Consider the following 20,726-nt stretch of genomic DNA (forward strand, 5'->3'; position numbering starts at 1 on the left):
TGGTCGTTGCTTTTACGGAAACGGGTGCGGATGCGGATTCAGTTGGGCGTACGTGAGCGGCTGTTTGGCGTAGCCGAGCGTGACCGGAACGTGCAAGACGCGCTCCAGATTGGTCAGCCGCGTCAAATGGTGACCAAACGTCATCGGTAGCATCCCCGGAATCAGGACGCGCACGCAGGACAGCCCGATGCGGCTCACCTCTGGCGTCGTCTGCTCCACGACGATCACGTCGAGCTGCAAGCGGCGAAATACAGCCAACAGCTCCTTTAAGTCGTCTGTCAGATCCGCGTGCCTGCCCGGCTGCGCAAACGCCTCGGCAAACGACTGCTGCGGCCCGTTGTTTTCGAGCAAAAAGCCGAGGCGTTCTTCCGCCTCCGGCAAGCCGTAGAGCATGGCGTGATCGTCCATTTTTTTCACGAGCGAGGCGTCGTGGTACATGCGCACATAGCGGTCGCGGTTCGCTTCAAACTTGTCGTGCAAATTGTTCAGCATCGCTGCCGTCTCGTGCAGCCCGCTTTTGACTGCCCGGATCGGATCGGGATGGGCGCCGCCTGCGCAGACGAGATTCAGCCCTGTCTGTTTGCGGTTTTTCGCGATCATCCACACGCTCGGAATGCCGTTTTCCAGCGTCGCGTTGAACAAGTGCAGGTCGTAGTCGGTGACGGACTCAAGCCGCGCGAGCATCAAGTCCAGCTCCCGGTCGCCGGACGTCGCCGGATCGAGCCTCGGCAGCGGCAGCCGGGCATACCAGGTGAGCAAAAAAGCATCGCGCTCCACCACTTCCAACATGCCGTAAAAAATCGCTTCCTCCAGGCTTCCCCCGATCGCACAGCCATTGGACGTCTCGAAGACGAATCCGTCTCCGTAGCCGAGACTGTAGTAAGCCATCCGCTCGGGAACGAGGATCGGCCGCTCCTTCATGCAGGAATAGCCCCATACCCAGTTCATCGGTCGCTTCGGGTCGAACGGCTGAAACGGAAAGCCGGGCATAGCGTACTGCTCCCGGGAATGAACGCCGCATGTCACAGGGTCGAGCGCGTGCTCCGCCAGATTCGCGTAGCAGTCGTAGACGACCGTTTTCTTGCCGCGCGGCGTCAAGCCGCAGTAGCGCTCCAGCCCTTCCAGAATCGCCGTCCACTCGCTGTCGGCATAGGAATTGGACCGCCCCGCTGTCGCTTCGTCGTGGGGAAATAGCGGCAGATTGACGCTCACATCCGAGTAAACCGAGACGAGATCGCGCATTTTCCCGTTTAAAAAGCCTGTCCGCGCATCCACGTATTCCGTGCGCAGCGCGGGCTGCAACTCCGCCATCGACTTCACGCGGTAGCTGTCCGGATGCCGCTTCCGACTCGGCTTCCAGGCAAACGTCGCCCGCTCTGACGTGTCCTCGTCCAGACGACCGCAAATGCCGCAGAGCGGATCGGCGAGAAAAAAGTGGCGAGAGCTTGCCAACGTCTCTAGGTCGAGCAACTGGAGATGGTCGCGCAACCGGGCTTGTTTTCCCGCAGCCATCCGCTGTACTTCCGCCACTACATAATGGCTCACCTGCAAAAGTCCGGTGCGCGAAGCCCAGGCATCTGCCGCCACCCCGCCTTCTTTTGTCAGTTGAAACTGGTGCTCCCACATTTCCTTGCGATCGCGGCCAGCCATGAGCCGCCGCATGTCCGCGCATTGCGAGCAGCCCGGAAGCCCCGGCTGCACGTACGGCCCGATCACCGCTTCGCCGAAGGACACAAACGCCCTGAGCCAAGGAACGCCCGCGGCTTGTAGCCACTTTTCCGCTTCCAGATGTTCATGCGGCCGCCAGCCGTCTTGCAGCACCAGCGCCAGGTCGGCATGTGTCTCTTCCCGCTCGACCGTCTGCTTTCGCGTCACGCAAAAATCCGCCTGCAACCGTGCTGCGACCAGATCAGCCAGCAGCCCTTCGCCCACGACCAGAATCTCCTTACCCATGCGCTTCCTCCTCTCGCAGCGACAAAGCGACGACCCCCGCCAAATCTTCCTGTAAAAATGGCTCCACAGCCGCATTCAGCAGCACGGGGACCAGCCGTTGCCGGGCCAGCACGTCGCGCGCCTGCTGCCACAGCTCTGCCTCGCTGTCCGGGCAGGGACGAAGCATCGCCTCTTGCTCGGGCTGTTCGGGCTGGTCCAGTGAAACAAAGGACGTCCTCACGACAGAGGCGAGGACTTCATCCGGCGCTCCTTGCCGTTTTAGCAACGCCGCTTGCAGCGCTTTGCGCAGCGCCGCCACTTCATGCAGGCCAACCGTGCCAACCCATTCTGTCCCGTTCCCAATCCCGACCCAGTACACCGGAAAGCCGCACAGGTCGGCACCGCGGGCGATTTGCGGCTGTTCTTTTTCAATGGCGAACGCGCGCAAGTAAAAAAGACACGGCTCGTCGCGCAGCTCTGGCAGCTTCACGCGAGTCGCTACGGGCGGCCGCAACTGCACCTGCTCGGCCAGGCTGGACTGCAAGCAGTTGTACAAGGCGCGGCACAGCGCCTCCGCTCCCGACTCTCCCGCGCCGATGCCGTAGACGCTCTCCTGTGTGCTGTCCGGCTTGCCGCCGCCAAACATATGCGCAGAAGCTGTCCGGATGCCGCACGCGCCAACAAGGCGGGACACGTACATTTCCGTCCCCAGCAAGCCCGCTTCCCTGCGTGCCTCCTCATGGGTGTAGCCCGGGCATATCCGGGCGGGCAGCAGCTCGGCAGGACCATCCGCTACAGGATCGACTGCCTGCACCCGGCATTGCGCGAGCGGCAGTTGCACCAGTTCTCCTTCGTCCCAGAGGTGAAAAATGCCAATGTCCGGCGAAGTCCACGCCTGGAAGGAAGCAAACAGACCGTGCCTTTGCGGCTCTGCTTCCGCAAGCACCTGCTGTTCGTCCACCGGGACGAGACGCGGGCTTCCCTGTACAAGCGGATGCGCCATAACCGTTCGCCAGCTCCCGGAAAGCGTCTCCAGATCGAGCACGTACAGCTTGCCGCCCGGCTCTGCTGCCGCTACACCTGTCACCTGCTTGAACCATTCGAAGACCGCGACGTTTGCCAACAGTGCGGCTGACGTGGCCGTAAACGGATGGCCGCGGGCGTCTTCGCGCAAATAAACGCGGTGCAGGCGACGTAGCACCGAATCCAGGCACACTGGCGAAGATGGGTGCACCAGCGGGCCAGCCACTCCTTTTTGCAGCAGCCCAAAGGCGGGAACGAACGTTTTTCCCATCTCCCGGCACACGGCATGCACGAGAGGCAGCTCGCTCTGCTCTGCATCATCTGCGACGTACAAAACCGCAGAAAACGGCGCAAGCGCCTGCTCCCAGCCCGCTTTTCCCTGCTGCTGGATGGGGATTTCGGTCAGCTCTGCCTCCGGGTCTTTTTGCCTCGCATGCGCATACAGCTCTGCCAGCCGCTCTCGATTGACAGACGACGGATCGGTCAGCGCGAAGTGAACGTGCGGGCAGCCCGACTCCCATAACGCGTGAATCAAAGCGAGCAAAAAGGAGCCAGCCCCTACGGCGAGTGGCTTTTGCTGCCGATACGCCTGAAATGCCTGGCCGCCTGAGCCAGCGAGTTGCTCGACGAAGCCGATCTGCTCGGAAAATCGCTCCACGACCGCAGCGGACAGTTGATGCGGCTTGCAGTCGCTTACGTCCTGGACGAATCCGTTTTGCAGCAGGCTCTCGGCGATCTGATAAATTTGGCTCTGGTATGCTTCCGGCAAATCAGCCGTGATCTCAGCCAGCGTGTGCTCGCCGTTGAAGATCGGCAGCAACTGCTGGACCCACTGATCGATCATTTCCCCTTCCATGCGAAACGTCCCGACGTTATTGCGAAAATAGACGCTGCCATCGGGATTGGGCAAAAAAAACGTATCCCGGTTCACTGCAAGACGCATCGACGGATTCAGTTTGACCATGCTCTTCCTCCTTGCTTGGCTGCGTGCGCCACTTTGCGCCATGAGGGTGTCACGGTCATTTTATGTCGTGCGCTTTGTCCGAAATGCCTGCGCAAAAAAAGCGAAAAGCTCCTGCCTGACAACCGCCTGACAGAAGCTTTCGTGGAGTTGGCCTGCCCGTTTGCTGCGCGGGAGGCTGGGAGACTAGACTAGAAGCATCGGGCGCACTGCGTGCACGGGAAGAAGCACGGAAAGAAGCAGGTGCCAAAACAGCTACAAGAACAACTGCAACCGCCGCATCCGCCACAGCGCCCGCATCTGGCACAGCCTCCGCATCGCCCGTGGCTGCAACGGCCACACCGGCTGCGCACGAGCATCGTTTCCTGTTCTTTTTCTTTATCCCATGGAGTCACGTTCTCCGCCTTGAATTCCGAAGCCTTCAGCTTTTTCAGCTCTTTTTTAAACTCATCCATCCAAATTTTCACCTCCGCCACTGCATGTAGCTACTCTACATTTATGAAGCGGCGATAGGTATTCGTTCCAGTTGCAAACGCCCATTTTTCCCCGGGGCAAAACCGGCAGCGCTCCGCCGCCGCTTCCGCCAAGGGTCGGACGAAGCGTGTAAAATCTGCGGCGCTGGCTATCATATGGTTGTCCGCACCATACTGGAAAAGGAAGGGTTTTGAGGGGATGAGCGCGTCATCATGAAAAAGTGGGTTCTGTTGTTCGGCTATGCCATCGTCTTTTTGATCGGCTTTTTGGAAAAAGATGTTTTGTTGGACTGGCTTTCCAGCGATTCGGCTCAGTTGCTGCCGTACATGTTTTTGGCTTCTGTTTTTCTCGGCCTGTTTCCCGTGATTCCGTTCGGCTTGTTCGCCGGAATGATGGGAGCGAAATTCGGGCCGTTTTGGGGCGCGTTCATCAACTGGACCGGCTCTGTCGGCTCGGCGTGGCTGTTTTTTCTGTTTGTCCGCTCCGGGTATCAAAAAACCGGACGCGACTACTTGACGAAGTCCCCGCGCCTGGCGCTGTTTACCCGTGCCTTCGAGCAAAACGCCTTCGTGGCCGTGCTGTTTGCCCGGCTCATCCCGCTCATTCCTTCTCCGGTCATCAATATTTACGCAGCCATCAGCGCGATTCCCTTCACGTCTTTCGCACTGGCGACCGCTGTCGGCAAAATTCCCGCGATGCTTGTGTTTGCCTTTTTGGGCAACCAACTGTTCCACAACGCGCAGCGCTCTTTGCTTACGCTTCTCGCTTATGCGGGCTTTCTCGGCTTCGCCTATTTGCTCTACCGCAGATGGCAGTCCCGCAGCAAGGCGAAGACGCCGTCGTAGAAAGTTGGTTGTTTTGGAAAGCGTGGGTGAACTTCTCGCGGCCCGTTTTTCCGGCAAGGCTCCGCGCTTGAAACGGCGGGACGGCTTTGAGCGTTGGAATCCGCTGGTGATGGAGCTTAGCAAACGTCCGCGCCTTCCCGACGCAAAAAACAGTCCTCCCACCGCCACAATCGCTGGCGACCGGAACCTAAGCCACCGCCCGCCTTACCGAGAACCCTTCCCCGCTGCAAACGCCAACCCTTTTTCCGCCATAGCTTCCCGGAGCTGCTTCACCGATTTCGGCCCCATGCCGTGCAGCTTGAGAAGCTCCGCCTCGCTGATGGTCGCGAGCTGTTCCAGCCGCTCATACCCGGCCTGGGCGAGCGCCTGCTGCGCCGGTCTGGACAACTTGGGAAAATCCGTCTCCGCTTCGTTTTGCTTCCGATTCGTCATGTCTGTGCCTCCTTCGGCTTTTTCGCTGTACTTGCTCGTCAACTCCGCCAAATACGTTCTCATGCTCGCCAAAAGCTCCGGCGAACGCATGACCGTCACTTCCAGCCCCAGCCCGATGAAATATTTTGCAAAAAAATCGAGGTCGCTCACCGCAATGCTGCCCGCAAGCCAGCCCGTCCCATCCGGCCGCGTGTGCAGCAGAGAAGATGCCCACGCCTCCGCCTCGCACATCTGCACGCCCGCCCTTGTCAGCTCCGCGTAAACCGGGATTTCCTCCTGTTCGGCGATCACACGCTGCGACTCCCGATTCGCCAGATGTACATTCCGCAGATCGAGCGGCTCCTGCTCCGCACCCGCGAACGCCGCCGCATGAATCCGGTCGCAGCGGAACACGCGAAAATCACGGCTCTGCCAACAGTAGGCAGGGCAGTACCACAGCCCGCTTCGCGTGTAGATGCCAATCGGCTGAATGTGGCGGCTGGAGCGCTTTTCCCGCGATTCGTATTCGATGAGCAGCACCTTTTGCTCGACGGCTGCTTCAAGCAGGATGGACAAGAACGGCGACTCCGCTTGCCTTTTCGGCGTGACAAAATCTACCCGGTTCCGCATTTGGTCGATCCGCTCGCGCACATCCGGCGGCATGTAGGTGTAAAATTTGCTCACGGCAGAAGCCGCCTCCGCCGCAAAAGGCAGCGAGGAATAATGGCGCAGCGCATGAATCGCAAAAAAGATGGCGACCGCCTCCTCTTCGGAAAAAGCGATCGGCGGGAGGATGCGCTCTTTCAGCACACGGTAGCCGCCATGCGGCCCTACCTCGGAATAGAGCGGCACGCCCCACTCGCTCAGCTCCTGCAAATCTCGCAGCATCGTCCGCGGCGATACCCCAAACTCGCGGGCCAGCTCCCCGACGGTAAACGAACGTTTGCGATTGACGGTCATCAACAGTTCGAGCAGGCGTTGTGATTTGGGCACCGGTTTCTTTCCTTTTAACTATGACATGTTTTGTCACTATTATCTGCTACCATCAAGATAAAGTCCAGTTAGGAGGAATGACCATGTCCCACGAACAACAACCGCAAGCGGCAACGCGAAAATTTTTCCGCTCACACGAGATGCAGCTCTCGTATCTCGACTTTGGCGGCGACAGCGAAAACGTGCTGCTCCTGCTGCACGGGCATATGAACGATGCGCGGGTCTTTACCGACTTTGCCTCCAGGCTGACGGGCTGGCGCGTGATCTCCCTCGACCAACGCGGCCACGGCTGGAGCGATCATTCGCCGGAAAAAGATTACTCGCGGGAAGCCTATCTGCAGGACATCCTGGCTTTGATCCAGTCCGAACTGGGCGGACAGCCGGTCGTAATCCTCGGCCATTCTTTGGGCGGGCTCAACGCTTATCAGTTTGCCGCCCGCTATCCGCAATACGTCAAAGCGGTTATCGTCGAAGACATCGGCACCAAAATCCAGGTAGACCTGTCTTTTGCTGAACGGCTTCCAGAGCGCTCCGCTTCGCTTGCGCAACTGAAGGACGCGCTGCGGCAGGTCGGCGTGCGTGCCGTGGATTACTTTGCGGAAAGCGTGTTTGAGGATGAACGCGGCTTTGGCTTTCGCTCGGATTGCCCGGGAATGCGCATCTCGCAGGAGCACTGCAACGGAGCGTGGTGGGAAGATTGGCTGTCCTCGACCTGCCCTGTGCTGCTGATTCACGGCAAACACAGCTTCGTGATGGACGAAGCGCACGCCCGGGAAATGTCTGCGCGCAGGCCAAACACCGAGCTTGCCGTGTTCGCCGAATGCGGCCACGATATCCATTCTTCGGACCCGGACGGCTTTTTTGACGTAGTGACCAAATTTCTCGATACCGTGTCTATCTCCGCCTAAAAAGGTTTTTGGCCCCTCGGGAAGAAATAGTATTCAGAACGCTGGAACAGGGGGCTGTTACGTGAAAAGCAACGCACTTGCAACCGAGGAAATGATTCTCGCTGACTTGACGGAGGCGGTAGCGCAATTCTTCGGCCTGACGATCAGCAAAGCCACTCCCATCAACCGGGGGTGGCTCAATTTGAAATGGAAGATCAGCACGGAAGATGGGAGCTTTTTGCTAAAGCAGTACAACAAAGACAGATTTGCCTTGTACCATTCGGCGGACCTGGCTCTCGCTTTTTCCCAGCAAGCGAGATTGCATGCGGCGGGCCTCCCTTGCCCGAAGCTGCTGGCGCACGCCGGACAGTTTTTGTTGGAATCGGCTGGCAAAGAACGGTTTCTGGTCATGGAATTTTGCCCAGGCACCCTCGTTCCGCCGGGAAAAGCAAATGCAGCGCAAATGTACGAGCTGGGCCGGGCGACGGGAACCATGCACCGGCTGCTAAACGACGGAACGGCTGGAACGCAAAAATCCCCGCAGTTTACGCCCCCACGCCGCGAAGAGCGGCTGGCTCATTGGCACTCGGTCTATGACCAGGCGAAAGCAGCCGGAAAGCCGCAGCTTCTCGACAAGATCGAATGGCAAATCCGCGCGACCGAGAGAATGGACCTGGAACGGTTCACCGCTTTGCCCTGCGGGTGGGCGCATCGCGATCTGTGGGCGGACAATATTTTGTTTCGTGCGGAGCGCGTAGCGGCCATCCTCGATTTTGACCGATTGAAGTACGACTACCCGGCGCTTGATGTTGCGCGGGCGGTCCTATCGTACGCGTTGGACGAGCAGTTCGATCCTGCCCTCGCCTCGGCTTTCATGGCCGGATACAAGGAGGAACGGCCTGCGTCGGCGGACGGCTGGTTGGCAACTGCCCTGTCGCTGCTCTGGTATATGGAGAGCACCTGGTGGATTACGGCGCGGATGGACGAGCACAGCGTGCCTCCAGCCCGCTTCGCGAAAGAAATGATCTGGCTGGCTGAGCATGGGGAAAGCTTGGCGGAGATGCTTGAGGGATTATAGGTGGTTGACAGAATATTATTATGGTAAACAAATATGGCGAGGAAAAGTGGAGATTGGAAAGCGGCGGTTTGTTTGTCTGAGGAAATGGCTAATGTATTGTTGAACCATATAGCCCGGCCATATGGCTAAACCGTATTGCCAGACCGCATTGTCACACCGTATTGCTAGACTATACCTAATCAAACCGCATTGCCAACCTGCATCGCCAAACCGCATAGCTATACCACATTGCCCAAGCCCCTCCTTCGCAAAACAACGATGCTTACCAAAATTGTAACCGATCCAAAAAGGCAGCGGCCCGCCTGGAGCGTGCTGCACGTATGCTTGCGGCATACTGCGCGTTGCTCCTGACCGACCACTGCCCTTTTATTTTTTACCCGACAAGGCGTATGCCCCCTCTACCTGCCTCGCTTGAGTAGCGTACTCCCCTTCCAGTCAAAGCCGAGCGGGGCCCCGCTTTTTTCCGGGACCCACCCTTGCGCCACCGCTTCCGTGATGATCGCCTCCACGTCAGATGGCTTGATTGCCCGGCGCTCGCGCGTTGGCGCTGAGCCGCTCGCACCCGCCGACCTCGCGTCATGCACGTCCGCTTTGGCATAGACGCGGATCAACTGCCCGGTTCCTTCCGCATGCTGAATCGTGACGACGATCAGCCCGTCGGCAGCGGGGCTGACCACCCAGCGGTATTCCGTTTGCCCCACGGTAATTTTCCGTGTGCCTTTTTTGCTTAACGCCATACCTTCCTCCTGTTCTTCCTGTCGGTCACTTCTGTCGTTGTTCATGATGCATCGGATTGGCTGGGCGCTCGCCTGACTCGGGGAGCGCGAAGCTCATCGCCTGAAACCAGACAAACACAGCGAGCAACAGCAAAGCCCCGACGACGGGATGCCGTAGCGCAAGCAACTTTGCGGACGGCTCCGCCTTCTTCTGTTCAGGCAGATGCCACCTCTCCATCAGCAAAAGACATGCCGTGTACAGCATCACCAGAAAAAACAAAAGCGGCTCCGCCTGCTCCAGCGTTATCATTTCACCAAGCATAGCCCCCATCATGCCCGCCATCAGGCCGGATAGCGTGCCTTCCACCACGGTCAGCGTCGACAAGGGCACGCCCACCAAAAAGCCTGCCGTAGCGCCTGACGACATCCCCCACAGCGTGGAACGAGAAAGGCTCCCTTGGAATACGAGCCCAAACAACAGACCAGCGATCAGCCCAACCAGCATCCCGATCGCCATGGCGCCTACCATCCCGTGCATCGGCTGTATGTGCCCTCTTCTTCGCCAGACCAGCCAGGCAAACCAGACGTACGCGATAATGACGAACGCAAAAATCTGGAAAACGGCGCTCATGATACCACCTCTACGTATATGTCCCTCCTTACACCGTATGTCCAGGCGGTGCAAAACAGGACAAGAACAAGTGGCGGCGCCCTCTCGCATCGCCCTGCCAAACCAGCCTTCCTGCTACAACTCGATAACCTTTGTCGCGATATTTTTGCAAAACTCGCTGTCATGCTCCACAAACAAAATCGTCGGCGCGTGCTCCAAAAGCAGCTCCTCGATCTGCATGCGCGAAATGACGTCGATAAAGTTCAGCGGCTCATCCCATACGTACAGATGCGCCCGCTCGCACAAGCTTTTCGCGATCAGCACCTTTTTCTTCTGTCCCCCGCTGAAAGCGGCCATATCCTTTTCAAATTGCACGCGGGAAAAATCGAGCTTGCGAAGGATCGCCTTGAACAAGCTTTCGTCCAGCCCGTTGCTTCTGGCGTAATCCGTCAAATTGCCCTGCAAGTGCGATGTATCCTGGGAGACGTAGGAAATTTTCAGTTGGCTTCCTTTGCGGAATGTTCCCGTGTAGCGCACGTCCTCGCCGCAAATCAGCTTGAGGATGCTCGATTTGCCCGAGCCGTTTTTCCCCGACAGCGCGATTCGCTCCCCTTGTGAAACCGAAAAGCGGATGCCGCTCGTGACCTGTTTGTCTCCGTAAAAAATCGCAACGTCCACAAGCTCGACCAGGCGATCTTTATGGTAAGCAAGCGGAGCGATTTTTAACGTATCGCCTTGCTCCACGTTTTTCAGCAGCTTGGACTTTTCCTCGATGGCCGCATGCTGACGCTGCTCCAGCGATTTTGCGCGCTTCATCATTTTCGCTGCCTTGTGGCCGACGTACCCTTTGTCTACCTTGGAGCCGGAATTTCTCGTGCCGTTTTTCGTTTTTTCCACTTCGTGCGACCAGTTGCTGGTGCGCTTCGCGGACTCGGACAGCCGTCTGATGTCCTTTTTCAGCCGCTCGTTTTCGGCCAGCTCATAGTTGTCCTGCCGCTCTTTGTTCTCCCACCACGTCGAAAAATTGCCTTTTTGAATCTCAATGTTCGTCTTGTTGATAGACAGGATGTGGTCGACGCAGTTGTCGAGAAAAGCTCTGTCGTGAGAGACGAGAATAAAGCCGCTTTTCGTCTGGAGGTAGTCGCTGACGAGCTTTCTGGCGCCCATGTCCAGATGGTTCGTCGGCTCATCAATCAGCAAAAAGCTGTTTTCTTTCAAAAACAAGGCCGCAAGAAGCACCTTCGTCTGCTCGCCGTTGGACAACGTCGCAAACGGCCGCTCCAACACTTCCTCGTCCATCTGCAAAAAGGAAAACTCGCGCAGAAGCTCCCAGTGCATGTAATCGGGAATCATCTCCTGGATGATCTCTGCGGTGATTCGCTCCTTGTTTTCGATTGGATACGGAAAATATTCGAACTGCACCTGCGCCGAGATCGTGCCGCTGTATTCATAGCGGCCGAGCAGCAGGTTCAGAAATGTCGTCTTCCCTCTGCCGTTCCTTCCGGTAAAGCCGAGCTTCCAATCGGTATCAATCTGGAAGCTCACGTTTTCAAAAATGTTATCGAAACTGCCGTCATAGGCAAAAGTCAGATTCGTCACTTTGATGGTCGACATAACCTCATCCCCCTGGATAAAAATAGAAGAGCTGCAAGAAAGTTACTCTCTTGCAGCTCAAATACGTATAACAAAACCTACTCCACCCAGGAGCCGGATTTGGATATATCGCTTGAGTGAACAGATGTAGTAACTTTCTTGCATAGAAGGAAATAAGCATGCGAAAAAAACGCACTTGTTTTCCTTTTTTGAGCAAGAAAGCTTACTTCATCGGCTTCAACTCCAGTCATCAAAGTACAACTATCTTACCATACCGCGCTGCTTCTATCAACTATCCGGCACGCTCGCTCCACGAGCAAATGTCCCGGTGTCGCCAGGCTGCGCGCAGAGCTTCTGCCCCTTGCCCGCCTGGCGAACCGAACCCGAGCGCTTTCGTCATTTGCCGCCGCTTGCGGCTTCGGTTTCCTTCAGCTCCAGCGGATTTTTCTCCAAAAAGTTGGTCGCGAAATGGCCCGAGACAAAATCAGGATGCTCCAGCAGCTTTTCGTGAAACGGAATGGTCGTGTGCACGCCTTCGATCACGAACTCGCGCAAGGCCCGCTTCATGCGAGCAAGCGCTTCTTCGCGGCTTGTGCCCCACACGATCAGCTTGGCGACCATGGAATCGTAAAACGGCGAAATCTCGTAGCCCGGGTAAACGGCGCTGTCGACGCGCACGCCGTAGCCTCCCGGCGGCAAGTAGTTGCGGACCTTTCCTGGCGACGGCATGAAATTTTTCGCTGGGTTTTCCGCATTGATCCGGCACTCGATCGCCCAGCCGTTGATTTTGACGTCTTCCTGGGAAAAGGACAGCGGATTGCCCGCCGCGACCGAAATCTGCTCTTTGATGAGGTCGATGCCCGTAATCATTTCCGTGACCGGATGCTCGACCTGGATGCGCGTGTTCATTTCCATGAAGTAAAACTGTCCGTGCCGATCGAGCAAAAATTCGACGGTGCCTGCTCCGTGGTACGAAACCGCCTTCGCGGCCGCGACAGCCGCTTGCCCCATCCGCTCGCGCAGCTCCGGATCGAGCGCAGGCGATGGCGCTTCCTCCACCAGCTTCTGGTGTCGGCGCTGGATCGAGCAGTCCCGCTCGCCCAGGTGAACGACGTTGCCGTGCTTGTCGCCCATCACCTGAATCTCCACATGGCGCGGCTCCTCGACGTATTTCTCCAGGTACACGCCCGCGTTGCCAAAAGCCGTCTCCGCCTCTTTTTGCGCCTGGCGAATCGCTTTTTCCAGCTCCTCGGCGTCAAAGGCGACGCGCATGCCTCTGCCGCCTCCGCCCGCCGTCGCCTTGACGATCACGGGATAGCCGATTTTCTCAGCCACCTGCAGCGCTTCGTCGATGTCGTCGATCAGCCCGTCCGTGCCTGGGACGAGCGGCACATTCGCTGCGCTCATCGTCGCTTTGGCGACAGCTTTGTCTCCCATTTTCGTGATCGCGTCAGGATCAGGGCCGATGAACGTAATCGAACAATCCTGGCACAGTTGGGCAAACGAAGCGTTTTCCGCCAAAAAGCCGTAGCCGGGATGAATCGCATCCACGCCTGTGAGCAAGGCAACCGTCATGATCCGGGCCATGTTCAAGTAGCTGTCCTTCGATTCCTTCGGGCCGATGCAATACGCTTCGTCTGCCAGCTCGACGTGCAGCGCTTCGCGGTCTGCTTCCGAGTAGACGGCGACTGTGGCGATTCCCAGCTCCTGGCACGCCCGAATAATGCGCACGGCGATTTCGCCGCGATTGGCAATCAATACTTTCGTGAACATAGGAACGCTCCTTCTTACTGTGGTTTGACGACCAGCAACGCTCTGCCGTAATCGACGAGCTGACCGTCCGGTACAAGCACTTCCGTCACGATCCCGGCCACCGGCGACACAATGTCGGACGACAGTTGCAGCGCGTCCACGGTGCAGCGTCCGACTACCTCCTGCGCCTTGATCGCCTGGCCGACGGTCACTTGCGCGTAAAAGATGCCGACGGATGTGGACAGGACAAGCTGTGTCGCTTCCTCTGGCACTTTTTCTTCGGCGACGGTGGCGACAGGCTCTGCCTCAGTCGTGGCCGCTGCTTCCTGGTAGCCTTGCTCGACTTCGCTTGCTTGCTCAGGGAGCACGCCTGCCGCTACAGTGACAGGCTCGCTTTTTTTGATGACGATCCGGGTTTTGCCCTTTTGCCATTCCAGTTCCTCAATGGAGGACTGGTTCACCAGCTTGATAAATTCGCGCAGTTCATGCAGCTTCATTCCAAGACGCTCCCCTCTTACAATGGGATGTTCCCATGCTTCTTATATGGACGGTCTTCCTGCTTGTTTCGGAGCATCTCCAACGCTTGAGCGACCTTCAGGCGCGTCTCGCGCGGGTCGATCACATCGTCGACCATGCCCAGGCTGGCTGCAACGTACGGATTGGCGAACTTCTCGCGGTATAGCGCGATTTTTTCCGCACGCGTCGCCGCCGGGTTTTCGCTGCTCTCGATCTCCTTGGCAAAAATGACATTGGCTGCGCCTTCCGGTCCCATCACGGCGATTTCCGCATTCGGCCAGGCGTAGACGATATCGGCGCCAATCGACTTGGAGTTGAGCGCCACGTAAGCTCCGCCGTATGCCTTGCGCAAAATGACGGTGATCTTCGGCACGGTCGCTTCCGAGTAGGCGTACAAAATTTTCGCGCCGTGGCGGATGATTCCCCCGTGCTCCTGGTTGATCCCCGGGAAAAAGCCGGAGACGTCCTCGAAGGTCAAGAGCGGGATGTTGAAGCAATCGCAGAAGCGGATGAACCGCGCCAGCTTGTCGGAGGAATGAATGTCGAGTCCTCCAGCCATCACCTTCGGCTGGTTGGCGATGATCCCGACGCTGTGTCCGTCGATGCGGGCCAGTCCGATGACGATGTTGCGGGCGAAGTTCGGCTGCACCTCCATGAAGTCGCCAAAGTCGACGATTTTTTCGATCACCTTGCGCACATCGTACACTTTTGTGCTCTCGGCAGGCACCAGCTCCAACAGTTCCTCCTGCCAGTCCTTGCCGACTTCCGCTTCCGCCACAGGGGCGCGATCGCGGTTGTTTTGCGGCAGGAAGCCAAGCAGCCTGCGCACGCTTTCGAGCACCTCCTGCTCGGACTCGGCCGTGAAGTGGGCGTTGCCGCTGACGGAAGAATGCACCCGCGCGCCGCCCAAATCTTCCGCGGAAATTTTCTCGCCCGTCACCGTTTCGATGACTTTCGGGCCCGTAATGAACATCTGGCTTGTCTTTTCCACCATGAACACGAAGTCGGTAATCGCCGGAGAGTAGACAGCGCCGCCTGCGCACGGGCCGAGAATGACCGAGATTTGCGGGATGACGCCGGAGTAGATCGCATTGCGGTAAAAAATCGTGCCGTAGCCGTCAAGCGAGCTGACGCCTTCCTGGATGCGCGCGCCGCCGGAGTCGTTCAGCCCGATGAACGGAGCGCCGTTTTTCGCCGCCAAATCCATCACCTTGGCAATTTTCATCGCGTGCATTTCTCCGAGCGCGCCGCCAAACACGGTAAAATCTTGCGCGAACAAGTAGACGGGGCGCCCGTTGATTTTGCCGTAGCCCGTCACGACGCCTTCGCCGGGCGCTTCCATCTGGTCCAGCCCAAAGTGCGTGGCCCGGTGCTCGACAAACGGATTCAGCTCCACGAACGTGTCCGGGTCGAGCAGCAACTCGATCCGCTCTCGGGCTGTCAGCTTGCCGCGGTTGTGCTGGGCATCAATGCGCGCATCGCCGCCGCCCAACTGGATTTTGAATTTGCGTTCCATCAATTCGTCGATTTTTTCGTACATATCGCTCATCGTCCGACCTTCTTCCTGTCCCTATTTCATGATCGCTTTTTCGTAGACTGCCACCAGTTGCTGAACGGCGCTCGTCGGCGACAGCTCTCCGCTGGCTACAGCCTGTTCAATCGCCGGCAGCAGTTGCGCGACCTGCGGATTGCCGAAAAACGTCGCGCGCAAATAGTCCTGCGCCATGCTGTGCATCCAGTCGAGCAGTTGCGCCTTGCGCCGGGCCTCGAAGCCGCCTGACTTCACGGTCGTCTCGCGGAACTGTCCGATGACGTCCCATATCTCGGGAATCCCTTCGCCAGTCACGGACGAACACATGTACGCCTTCGTCTCCCAGCCGGTTGTCGCAGGCTGCAAGTAGTGCAGCACCCGGTTGTATTCGCCCTTGGCGATCAGCGCGCGGGTGCGGTTTTCCCCGTCTGCCTTGTGAATCAACAGCGCATCGGCAATTTCCATGATGCCTTTTTTGATGCCTTGCAGCTCGTCGCCGGCTCCCGTCAGCATCAGCAGCAAAAAGAAATCGACCATCGACCTGACCGTCGTCTCGCTTTGCCCGACACCGACCGTCTCGACCAGGATCACGTCGTAGCCTGCCGCTTCGCAAATCAGCATCGTCTCCCGCGTCTTGCGGTTGACGCCGCCCAGCGTCCCGCCCGTCGCGGACGGCCGGATGAACGCCTGCGGATTGCGCGACAACAGCTCCATCCGCGTCTTGTCCCCGAGAATGCTGCCGCGCGTCACCGTGCTGCTCGGATCGACCGCGAGCACGGCGACCCGGTGGCCTTTTTCGCACAGCATCGTGCCAAATGCTTCGATAAACGTACTCTTGCCCGCTCCCGGCACGCCGGACACGCCGATGCGAATCGAATTTCCCGTGTGCGGCAAAAGCTGGCGGATCACCTCCTGGGCCATCTCCATATGGGCGGCGGAGTTGCTCTCGACAAGCGTAATCGCCTGCGCGAGCACGGTCCGGTTGTTTTCGCGCACGCCCTTTACGTACTGCTCGACGGAGAGGCGCGGGAGGCGGACTTTGGAGGAAAAGTTCAGCGAAGCCTTGCCGTCTCCACCTGCGCTCATAGGCCAGCAGCCTCCAGCCGATGCACAATCTCCTGCAAAACGTGCTGGGCCGCTACCGGAATCACCGTACCCGGACCGAAGATGGCAGCAGCGCCGTGCTCGCGCAAAAACGCGTAATCTTGCGGCGGAATGACCCCGCCGATGACGACGACGATGTCCTCGCGCCCGAGCTTTTTCAGCTCCTCGACGAGTTGCGGCAGCAGCGTCTTGTGCCCTGCGGCCAGCGAGCTGAAGCCGATGACGTGCACGTCGTTTTCCACCGCTTGCTTGGCTGTTTCCTCCGGTGTCTGGAACAGCGGCCCGATGTCGACGTCAAAGCCGAGGTCGGCAAAAGCAGTCGCGATCACTTTGGCGCCTCGGTCGTGCCCGTCCTGGCCCATTTTGGCGATCATGATGCGCGGGCGTCTGCCTTCCCACTGCTCGAACTCGTCCGCCATCTTGCGCACGGCTGCCACTTCTTCCGCATCCGCGTATTCCGAGCTGTAGACGCCGCTGATCGAGCGAATGACCGCTTTGTGGCGGCCGACCACTTTTTCGTAGGCGTCGGATATTTCCCCGAGCGAAGCCCGTGCCCGCGCCGCTTCGATCGCCAGCGCAAGCAGGTTGCCTTCGCCTGTGCGCGCGCACTCCGTAATCGCCGCCAGAGCCGCCTGCACTCTCGCCTCGTCGCGGTTTTGGCGCAGCTCCTGCAACCGCCGGATTTGCGCCTCGCGCACCGCCGTATTGTCGACTTCGAGAATTTCCAGCGGGTCTTCCTTGTCCAGCCGATATTTGTTTACGCCGATGATCGCTTCCTTCGCCGAGTCGATGTGCGCCTGGCGTCTCGCTGCCGCTTCCTCGATCTTCATTTTCGGCAGGCCCGTCTCAATCGCCTTGGCCATGCCGCCCAGCGCTTCGATCTCTTCGATGTGCGCCCACGCTTTTTCCACGAGCTGCGCCGTCAGCGACTCGACGTAGTACGAGCCAGCCCACGGATCGACGACCTTCGTAATCTGCGTCTCGTCCTGCAAAAAAAGCTGTGTGTTGCGCGCAATCCGGGCAGAAAAGTCGGTCGGCAGCGCGATTGCCTCGTCGAGCGCGTTCGTATGCAGCGACTGGGTATGCCCGAGCGCCGCCGCCATCGCTTCGATGCACGTCCGCACGACGTTGTTGTACGGGTCTTGCTCCGTCAGGCTCCAGCCGGACGTCTGCGAGTGGGTTCGCAGCGCCATCGACTTTTCGTTTTTCGGGTTGAACTGCTTGATGAGGCTCGCCCAGATCAGGCGGGCTGCCCGCATTTTCGCGACTTCCATGAAGTAGTTCATGCCGATCGCCCAGAAAAACGACAGGCGCGGCGCGAATGCGTCGATGTCGATTCCAGCGGCAAGCCCTGTGCGCACGTACTCCAGCCCGTCTGCCAGCGTGTACGCCAGCTCGATGTCCGCCGTCGCGCCCGCTTCCTGCAGGTGGTAGCCGGAGATGCTGATGCTGTTGAATTTCGGCATGTGCTTCGAGGTGTAGGCGAAAATATCGGAAATGATCTTCATCGACGCTTCCGGCGGATAAATGTACGTATTGCGCACCATGTATTCCTTCAAAATGTCGTTTTGGATCGTTCCGGTCAACTGGTCCTGCGAGACGCCCTGCTCTTCTGCCGCCACGATGTAAAACGCCATGATCGGCAGCACCGCTCCGTTCATCGTCATCGAGACAGACATTTTGTCCAGCGGAATGCCGTCGAACAAAATTTTCATGTCGAGAATCGAGTCTACCGCCACCCCGGCCTTCCCGACGTCGCCGACGACCCGCGGGTGGTCGGAATCGTAGCCGCGATGCGTCGCGAGGTCAAAGGCAATCGACAGCCCTTTTTGTCCGGCCGCCAAATTGCGGCGATAGAAGGCGTTGCTCTCCTCCGCCGTGGAAAAGCCGGCATACTGGCGCACCGTCCACGGCTGCGTCACGTACATCGTCGGATACGGCCCGCGAAAATACGGCGGCAAGCCCGGCATGTAGCCGAGATGCGTCATGCCTTGCACGTCTTCTTTTGTATAGAGAGGCTTGACGGGAATTTGCTCCAGCGTCTGCCAAATCTGCTCATCCAGAAGCTTTTTCGCTTCGGCGGATGCCACATGGTTTGGAAACAGATCGGAAATGTCCCGGCTGCCACGATACGGCACTTTGGAAAAATCAGGTCTGTTCATCGTGAGCTCACTCCTGTCCGCTCCTGAAGTTCTCGCAGCATCTGATAGCAATTGGAGCGCAAATGGATGCAGTCATCTACGCCAGCCGCCTTGTACGCGGCCAACTGCTCGGCGTCAGGCAAGCCGGCAAGCAGCACGGTCATGTCGGCAGCTTCCTGCTTGAGCGCCTGGGCGAGCGGCGGCACCAGCTCGGGATAGCTCGCATCGTCGGAGCAGATGACGGTAATTTTGGCTCCGGAGGCGAGCGCCGCTTCCTTGGCCTCTGCGGCAGTGCCGTATGCTTGCGGGCGCAAAACCGCAAAGCCTCCGACGGCAAAAAACTCGGCGACAAAATCCGCCCTCGCCTTATGCTTCGCCACAGGGCCGACTGCCGCGAGAAAGACGCTCGGGCGCTGCCCGGTTCTGTGCGTATATGCGTCCGCCTGCTTGCGGAGCGCTTCAAACGCCTCGGCCGCGCGGTGCGTGCGCAGCGGGGCAATGACGGTCGCTGTTTGCCCGAAGCGGGTCAGCGCTTTGGCGATATCGCCTATGGTCGCTCCGGCGAGCGCGGCCTGTACCGCATGGCCGACCCAATCTTCTGCGTCGTGCGCGAGCTTTGCCAGCCGTTCGGAAAACGCAGACGGCGCTGTTCTCGCCCGATGAGCGTGCAGCTCGGCGATGCGCTGTTCATGCAGGGCAGGTGCCGCCTGTTGCGGCAACGGCTGCTCGGACGGATTCGGATACATGTTCGTGCCGACGATGCGGCTTTTGCGCTCGGCGATATCTTTTTCCTTGCGCGCGGCGCTCTCTGCAATCACGCTTTGCGGGAAGCCTTCCGCCAGCGCCCGAAGCATGCCGCCCTTTTCCTCTACCTGCAAAAACAGCTCCCACGCTTTTTTCGCCAGCTCATCGGTGAGCCATTCCACGTACCACGAGCCGCCGGCAGGGTCTGCCACCTTCGCCAAGTGCGCCTCCTGCTCCAAAATGATTTGCGTGTTGCGGGCAATGCGCCGGGAAAATTCGTTTGCCGGGCGGATCGCTTCGTCGAACGCCGACACGTGCAGGCTGTCTACCCCGCCGACAATCGCCGAAAACGCTTCCGTCGTCGCGCGCAGCATGTTGACGTACGGATCGTACACCGTTTTCGTCCAGGCGGCCGTCCGCGCGTGAATCTTCATCTTCTGGGCCTCGGTCGAGCCTCCATAGGAAGCGACGATATTCGCCCAGAGCATTTTCGCGGCCCGCAGCTTCGCGATTTCCATGAACACGTCAGAGCCGATAGAAAAAGAAAACTGCATCCGGCCCGCCGCTTCCTCAATCGACAGCCCGCGCTCCAGCATGGCCTGGATGTAGTCAACGCCCGTCGCCAGCGAAAACGCAAGCTCGGCAACCGCATGACCGCCGCTTTCGTAGTAGGCGTTGCCTTGGACGAGAATCGTTTTGAGCTGCGGCGCATGCTCGCTCGCCCAGCGCGTCATTTTCGCCATGGCGGCAAACGCCGTGTCCAGCGAGTACGGAAGCTCGCCATCTGCGAGCAGCACTGCCACCGGGTCTTGGCCGATGCAGCCGCGCAGTTCTCCGGCTTTGCACCCGCTCGCTTCCAGATGAGCCAACACGAGGGCAAACACTGGCAAGCCGAGCGGCCCGGATGGGATGAAAATCGGCAGTTCCTCCAGGTTCAGTCCGCGCAGCGCCTCAGCCAAATCCTCCACGGAAAAAAGCGAGACGCCTCCTGCTCCGATGTCTTCTGGCAGCGCTTCATCCGGGTCCAGTCCTGCCCGTGCCGCCCGGTCGAGGACGAGGTGCAGCATCGTTTGTCCGCGAGCCAAATCCGCGAGGGCCGTTTCGTTAAACGCCTTGGCGTCCGAGGCCGTCATCTCCTGGCAGACCTCCCAGCGCTGTGCGCCGCCTCCGTACGGACTTTTCGTTCCCCTGACAAATGGCGCCTGGCCCGGCTCCACGTCTAGCTGTGGCAATGTTGCGACATCTTCCGTCCGGTAGATCGGCTGGCGGACGATTCCTTCATACGTCTTGGTCAACAGTTTGGCATCGAATGACGCGCCCTTCAACGATTTTTCTGCGGCTTCCCGCCACTGCTCGTACGTCGGCACGGGAAATTGCGTAAACAGCGTGTCTTTGTTCACTTGTCCAGACCTCCC

At 58.8% G+C, this 20,726-nt stretch carries 16 protein-coding genes and 1 pseudogene; 3 read left to right on the forward strand and 14 right to left on the reverse strand.

Annotation, left to right across the window (positions count from 1 at the left end; all coding sequences use genetic code 11):
- Positions 1-12: 12 nt before the first annotated feature.
- The 3 genes from M655_RS14415 to M655_RS28105 form a co-directional block, all read right to left on the reverse strand.
- The gene (locus tag M655_RS14415; RefSeq protein ID WP_026557150.1) at positions 13-1,953 is read right to left on the reverse strand and encodes a TOMM precursor leader peptide-binding protein; all 1,941 of its coding nucleotides are present in this window, start codon (positions 1,951-1,953) and stop codon (positions 13-15) included.
- The gene (locus tag M655_RS14420) at positions 1,946-3,919 is read right to left on the reverse strand and encodes a hypothetical protein (protein ID WP_026557149.1); all 1,974 of its coding nucleotides are present in this window, start codon (positions 3,917-3,919) and stop codon (positions 1,946-1,948) included. Before M655_RS14420 ends, M655_RS14415 begins: the two co-directional genes overlap by 8 nt.
- A gap of 188 nt (positions 3,920-4,107) precedes the next feature.
- Entirely contained in the window at positions 4,108-4,371 is a 264-nt protein-coding gene (locus M655_RS28105) for a heterocycloanthracin/sonorensin family bacteriocin (RefSeq protein WP_081414690.1), read from the reverse strand.
- A 231-nt stretch (positions 4,372-4,602) separates the two neighbouring features.
- On the opposite strand from M655_RS28105, the gene M655_RS14425 reads away from it, so the two are divergent.
- On the forward strand, positions 4,603-5,235 hold the full coding sequence (locus M655_RS14425; protein WP_005829584.1) for a TVP38/TMEM64 family protein: 633 nt from the start codon (positions 4,603-4,605) through the stop codon (positions 5,233-5,235).
- Positions 5,236-5,439: 204 nt separating this feature from the next.
- On the opposite strand, the gene M655_RS14430 is transcribed toward M655_RS14425, so the two are convergent.
- Together M655_RS14430 and M655_RS14435 are read right to left on the reverse strand one after the other, a co-directional pair.
- Positions 5,440-5,667 carry a DNA-directed RNA polymerase subunit alpha C-terminal domain-containing protein gene (locus M655_RS14430; protein WP_235694743.1) on the reverse strand — a complete coding sequence of 76 codons (228 nt, stop codon included), beginning with the start codon at positions 5,665-5,667 and terminating at the stop codon, positions 5,440-5,442.
- 24 nt (positions 5,668-5,691) lie between these two features.
- Positions 5,692-6,639: pseudogene (locus M655_RS14435) on the reverse strand (helix-turn-helix transcriptional regulator); the annotation flags it as partial.
- A gap of 83 nt (positions 6,640-6,722) precedes the next feature.
- Between M655_RS14435 and M655_RS14440 the strand changes: the two are divergent.
- Both M655_RS14440 and M655_RS14445 read left to right on the forward strand, forming a co-directional pair.
- Positions 6,723-7,547 carry an alpha/beta fold hydrolase gene (locus M655_RS14440; protein WP_026557147.1) on the forward strand — a complete coding sequence of 275 codons (825 nt, stop codon included), beginning with the start codon at positions 6,723-6,725 and terminating at the stop codon, positions 7,545-7,547.
- Positions 7,548-7,608: 61 nt separating this feature from the next.
- Entirely contained in the window at positions 7,609-8,604 is a 996-nt protein-coding gene (locus tag M655_RS14445) for a homoserine kinase (RefSeq protein WP_026557146.1), read from the forward strand.
- A gap of 398 nt (positions 8,605-9,002) precedes the next feature.
- Here M655_RS14445 and M655_RS14450 read toward each other — a convergent pair whose 3' ends face one another.
- The 9 genes from M655_RS14450 to M655_RS14490 all read right to left on the reverse strand — a co-directional run bounded on the left by M655_RS14450 (position 9,003) and on the right by M655_RS14490 (position 20,711).
- Positions 9,003-9,341, reverse strand: a complete 339-nt coding sequence (locus M655_RS14450; RefSeq protein ID WP_005829576.1) for a hypothetical protein — start codon at positions 9,339-9,341, stop codon at positions 9,003-9,005.
- Positions 9,342-9,366: 25 nt separating this feature from the next.
- Positions 9,367-9,951 carry a hypothetical protein gene (locus M655_RS14455; RefSeq protein ID WP_005829574.1) on the reverse strand — a complete coding sequence of 195 codons (585 nt, stop codon included), beginning with the start codon at positions 9,949-9,951 and terminating at the stop codon, positions 9,367-9,369.
- A gap of 114 nt (positions 9,952-10,065) precedes the next feature.
- Positions 10,066-11,544 (reverse strand): Lsa family ABC-F type ribosomal protection protein, encoded by a 1,479-nt coding sequence (locus M655_RS14460; RefSeq protein ID WP_026557145.1) that lies wholly within the window; start codon positions 11,542-11,544, stop codon positions 10,066-10,068.
- A gap of 375 nt (positions 11,545-11,919) precedes the next feature.
- Positions 11,920-13,296, reverse strand: coding sequence for an acetyl-CoA carboxylase biotin carboxylase subunit (gene accC, locus M655_RS14465; protein ID WP_005829569.1), 1,377 nt, complete (start codon positions 13,294-13,296; stop codon positions 11,920-11,922).
- A 14-nt stretch (positions 13,297-13,310) separates the two neighbouring features.
- Positions 13,311-13,772, reverse strand: a complete 462-nt coding sequence (locus M655_RS14470; protein WP_007786383.1) for an acetyl-CoA carboxylase biotin carboxyl carrier protein — start codon at positions 13,770-13,772, stop codon at positions 13,311-13,313.
- Positions 13,773-13,789: 17 nt separating this feature from the next.
- Entirely contained in the window at positions 13,790-15,340 is a 1,551-nt protein-coding gene (locus M655_RS14475; protein ID WP_007786386.1) for an acyl-CoA carboxylase subunit beta, read from the reverse strand.
- Between the two features lie 21 nt (positions 15,341-15,361).
- Positions 15,362-16,408, reverse strand: a complete 1,047-nt coding sequence (gene meaB / locus M655_RS14480; protein ID WP_005829564.1) for a methylmalonyl Co-A mutase-associated GTPase MeaB — start codon at positions 16,406-16,408, stop codon at positions 15,362-15,364.
- Positions 16,405-18,588 carry a methylmalonyl-CoA mutase gene (gene scpA / locus M655_RS14485; RefSeq protein WP_005829562.1) on the reverse strand — a complete coding sequence of 728 codons (2,184 nt, stop codon included), beginning with the start codon at positions 18,586-18,588 and terminating at the stop codon, positions 16,405-16,407. The genes meaB and scpA overlap by 4 nt, the downstream gene beginning before the upstream one ends.
- On the reverse strand, positions 18,585-20,711 hold the full coding sequence (locus M655_RS14490) for a methylmalonyl-CoA mutase family protein (RefSeq protein ID WP_026557144.1): 2,127 nt from the start codon (positions 20,709-20,711) through the stop codon (positions 18,585-18,587). Before M655_RS14490 ends, scpA begins: the two co-directional genes overlap by 4 nt.
- Between the last annotated feature and the right edge of the window lie 15 nt (positions 20,712-20,726).

This window comes from Brevibacillus sp. NSP2.1 (assembly GCF_000470975.2).
In the GTDB taxonomy this organism is placed as follows: Bacteria; Bacillota; Bacilli; order Brevibacillales; family Brevibacillaceae; genus Brevibacillus; species Brevibacillus agri.

Coding starts and splice junctions, on each gene's coding strand:
- M655_RS14415 (WP_026557150.1), bottom strand. CDS start 1,953: ATGGGTAAGGAGATTCTGGTCGTGGGCGAAGGGCTGCTGGCTGATCTG.
- M655_RS14420 (WP_026557149.1), bottom strand. CDS start 3,919: ATGGTCAAACTGAATCCGTCGATGCGTCTTGCAGTGAACCGGGATACG.
- M655_RS28105 (WP_081414690.1), bottom strand. CDS start 4,371: ATGGATGAGTTTAAAAAAGAGCTGAAAAAGCTGAAGGCTTCGGAATTC.
- M655_RS14425 (WP_005829584.1), top strand. CDS start 4,603: ATGAAAAAGTGGGTTCTGTTGTTCGGCTATGCCATCGTCTTTTTGATC.
- M655_RS14430 (WP_235694743.1), bottom strand. CDS start 5,667: ATGACGAATCGGAAGCAAAACGAAGCGGAGACGGATTTTCCCAAGTTG.
- M655_RS14440 (WP_026557147.1), top strand. CDS start 6,723: ATGTCCCACGAACAACAACCGCAAGCGGCAACGCGAAAATTTTTCCGC.
- M655_RS14450 (WP_005829576.1), bottom strand. CDS start 9,341: ATGGCGTTAAGCAAAAAAGGCACACGGAAAATTACCGTGGGGCAAACG.
- M655_RS14455 (WP_005829574.1), bottom strand. CDS start 9,951: ATGAGCGCCGTTTTCCAGATTTTTGCGTTCGTCATTATCGCGTACGTC.
- M655_RS14460 (WP_026557145.1), bottom strand. CDS start 11,544: ATGTCGACCATCAAAGTGACGAATCTGACTTTTGCCTATGACGGCAGT.
- accC (WP_005829569.1), bottom strand. CDS start 13,296: ATGTTCACGAAAGTATTGATTGCCAATCGCGGCGAAATCGCCGTGCGC.
- M655_RS14470 (WP_007786383.1), bottom strand. CDS start 13,772: ATGAAGCTGCATGAACTGCGCGAATTTATCAAGCTGGTGAACCAGTCC.
- M655_RS14475 (WP_007786386.1), bottom strand. CDS start 15,340: ATGAGCGATATGTACGAAAAAATCGACGAATTGATGGAACGCAAATTC.
- meaB (WP_005829564.1), bottom strand. CDS start 16,408: ATGAGCGCAGGTGGAGACGGCAAGGCTTCGCTGAACTTTTCCTCCAAA.
- scpA (WP_005829562.1), bottom strand. CDS start 18,588: ATGAACAGACCTGATTTTTCCAAAGTGCCGTATCGTGGCAGCCGGGAC.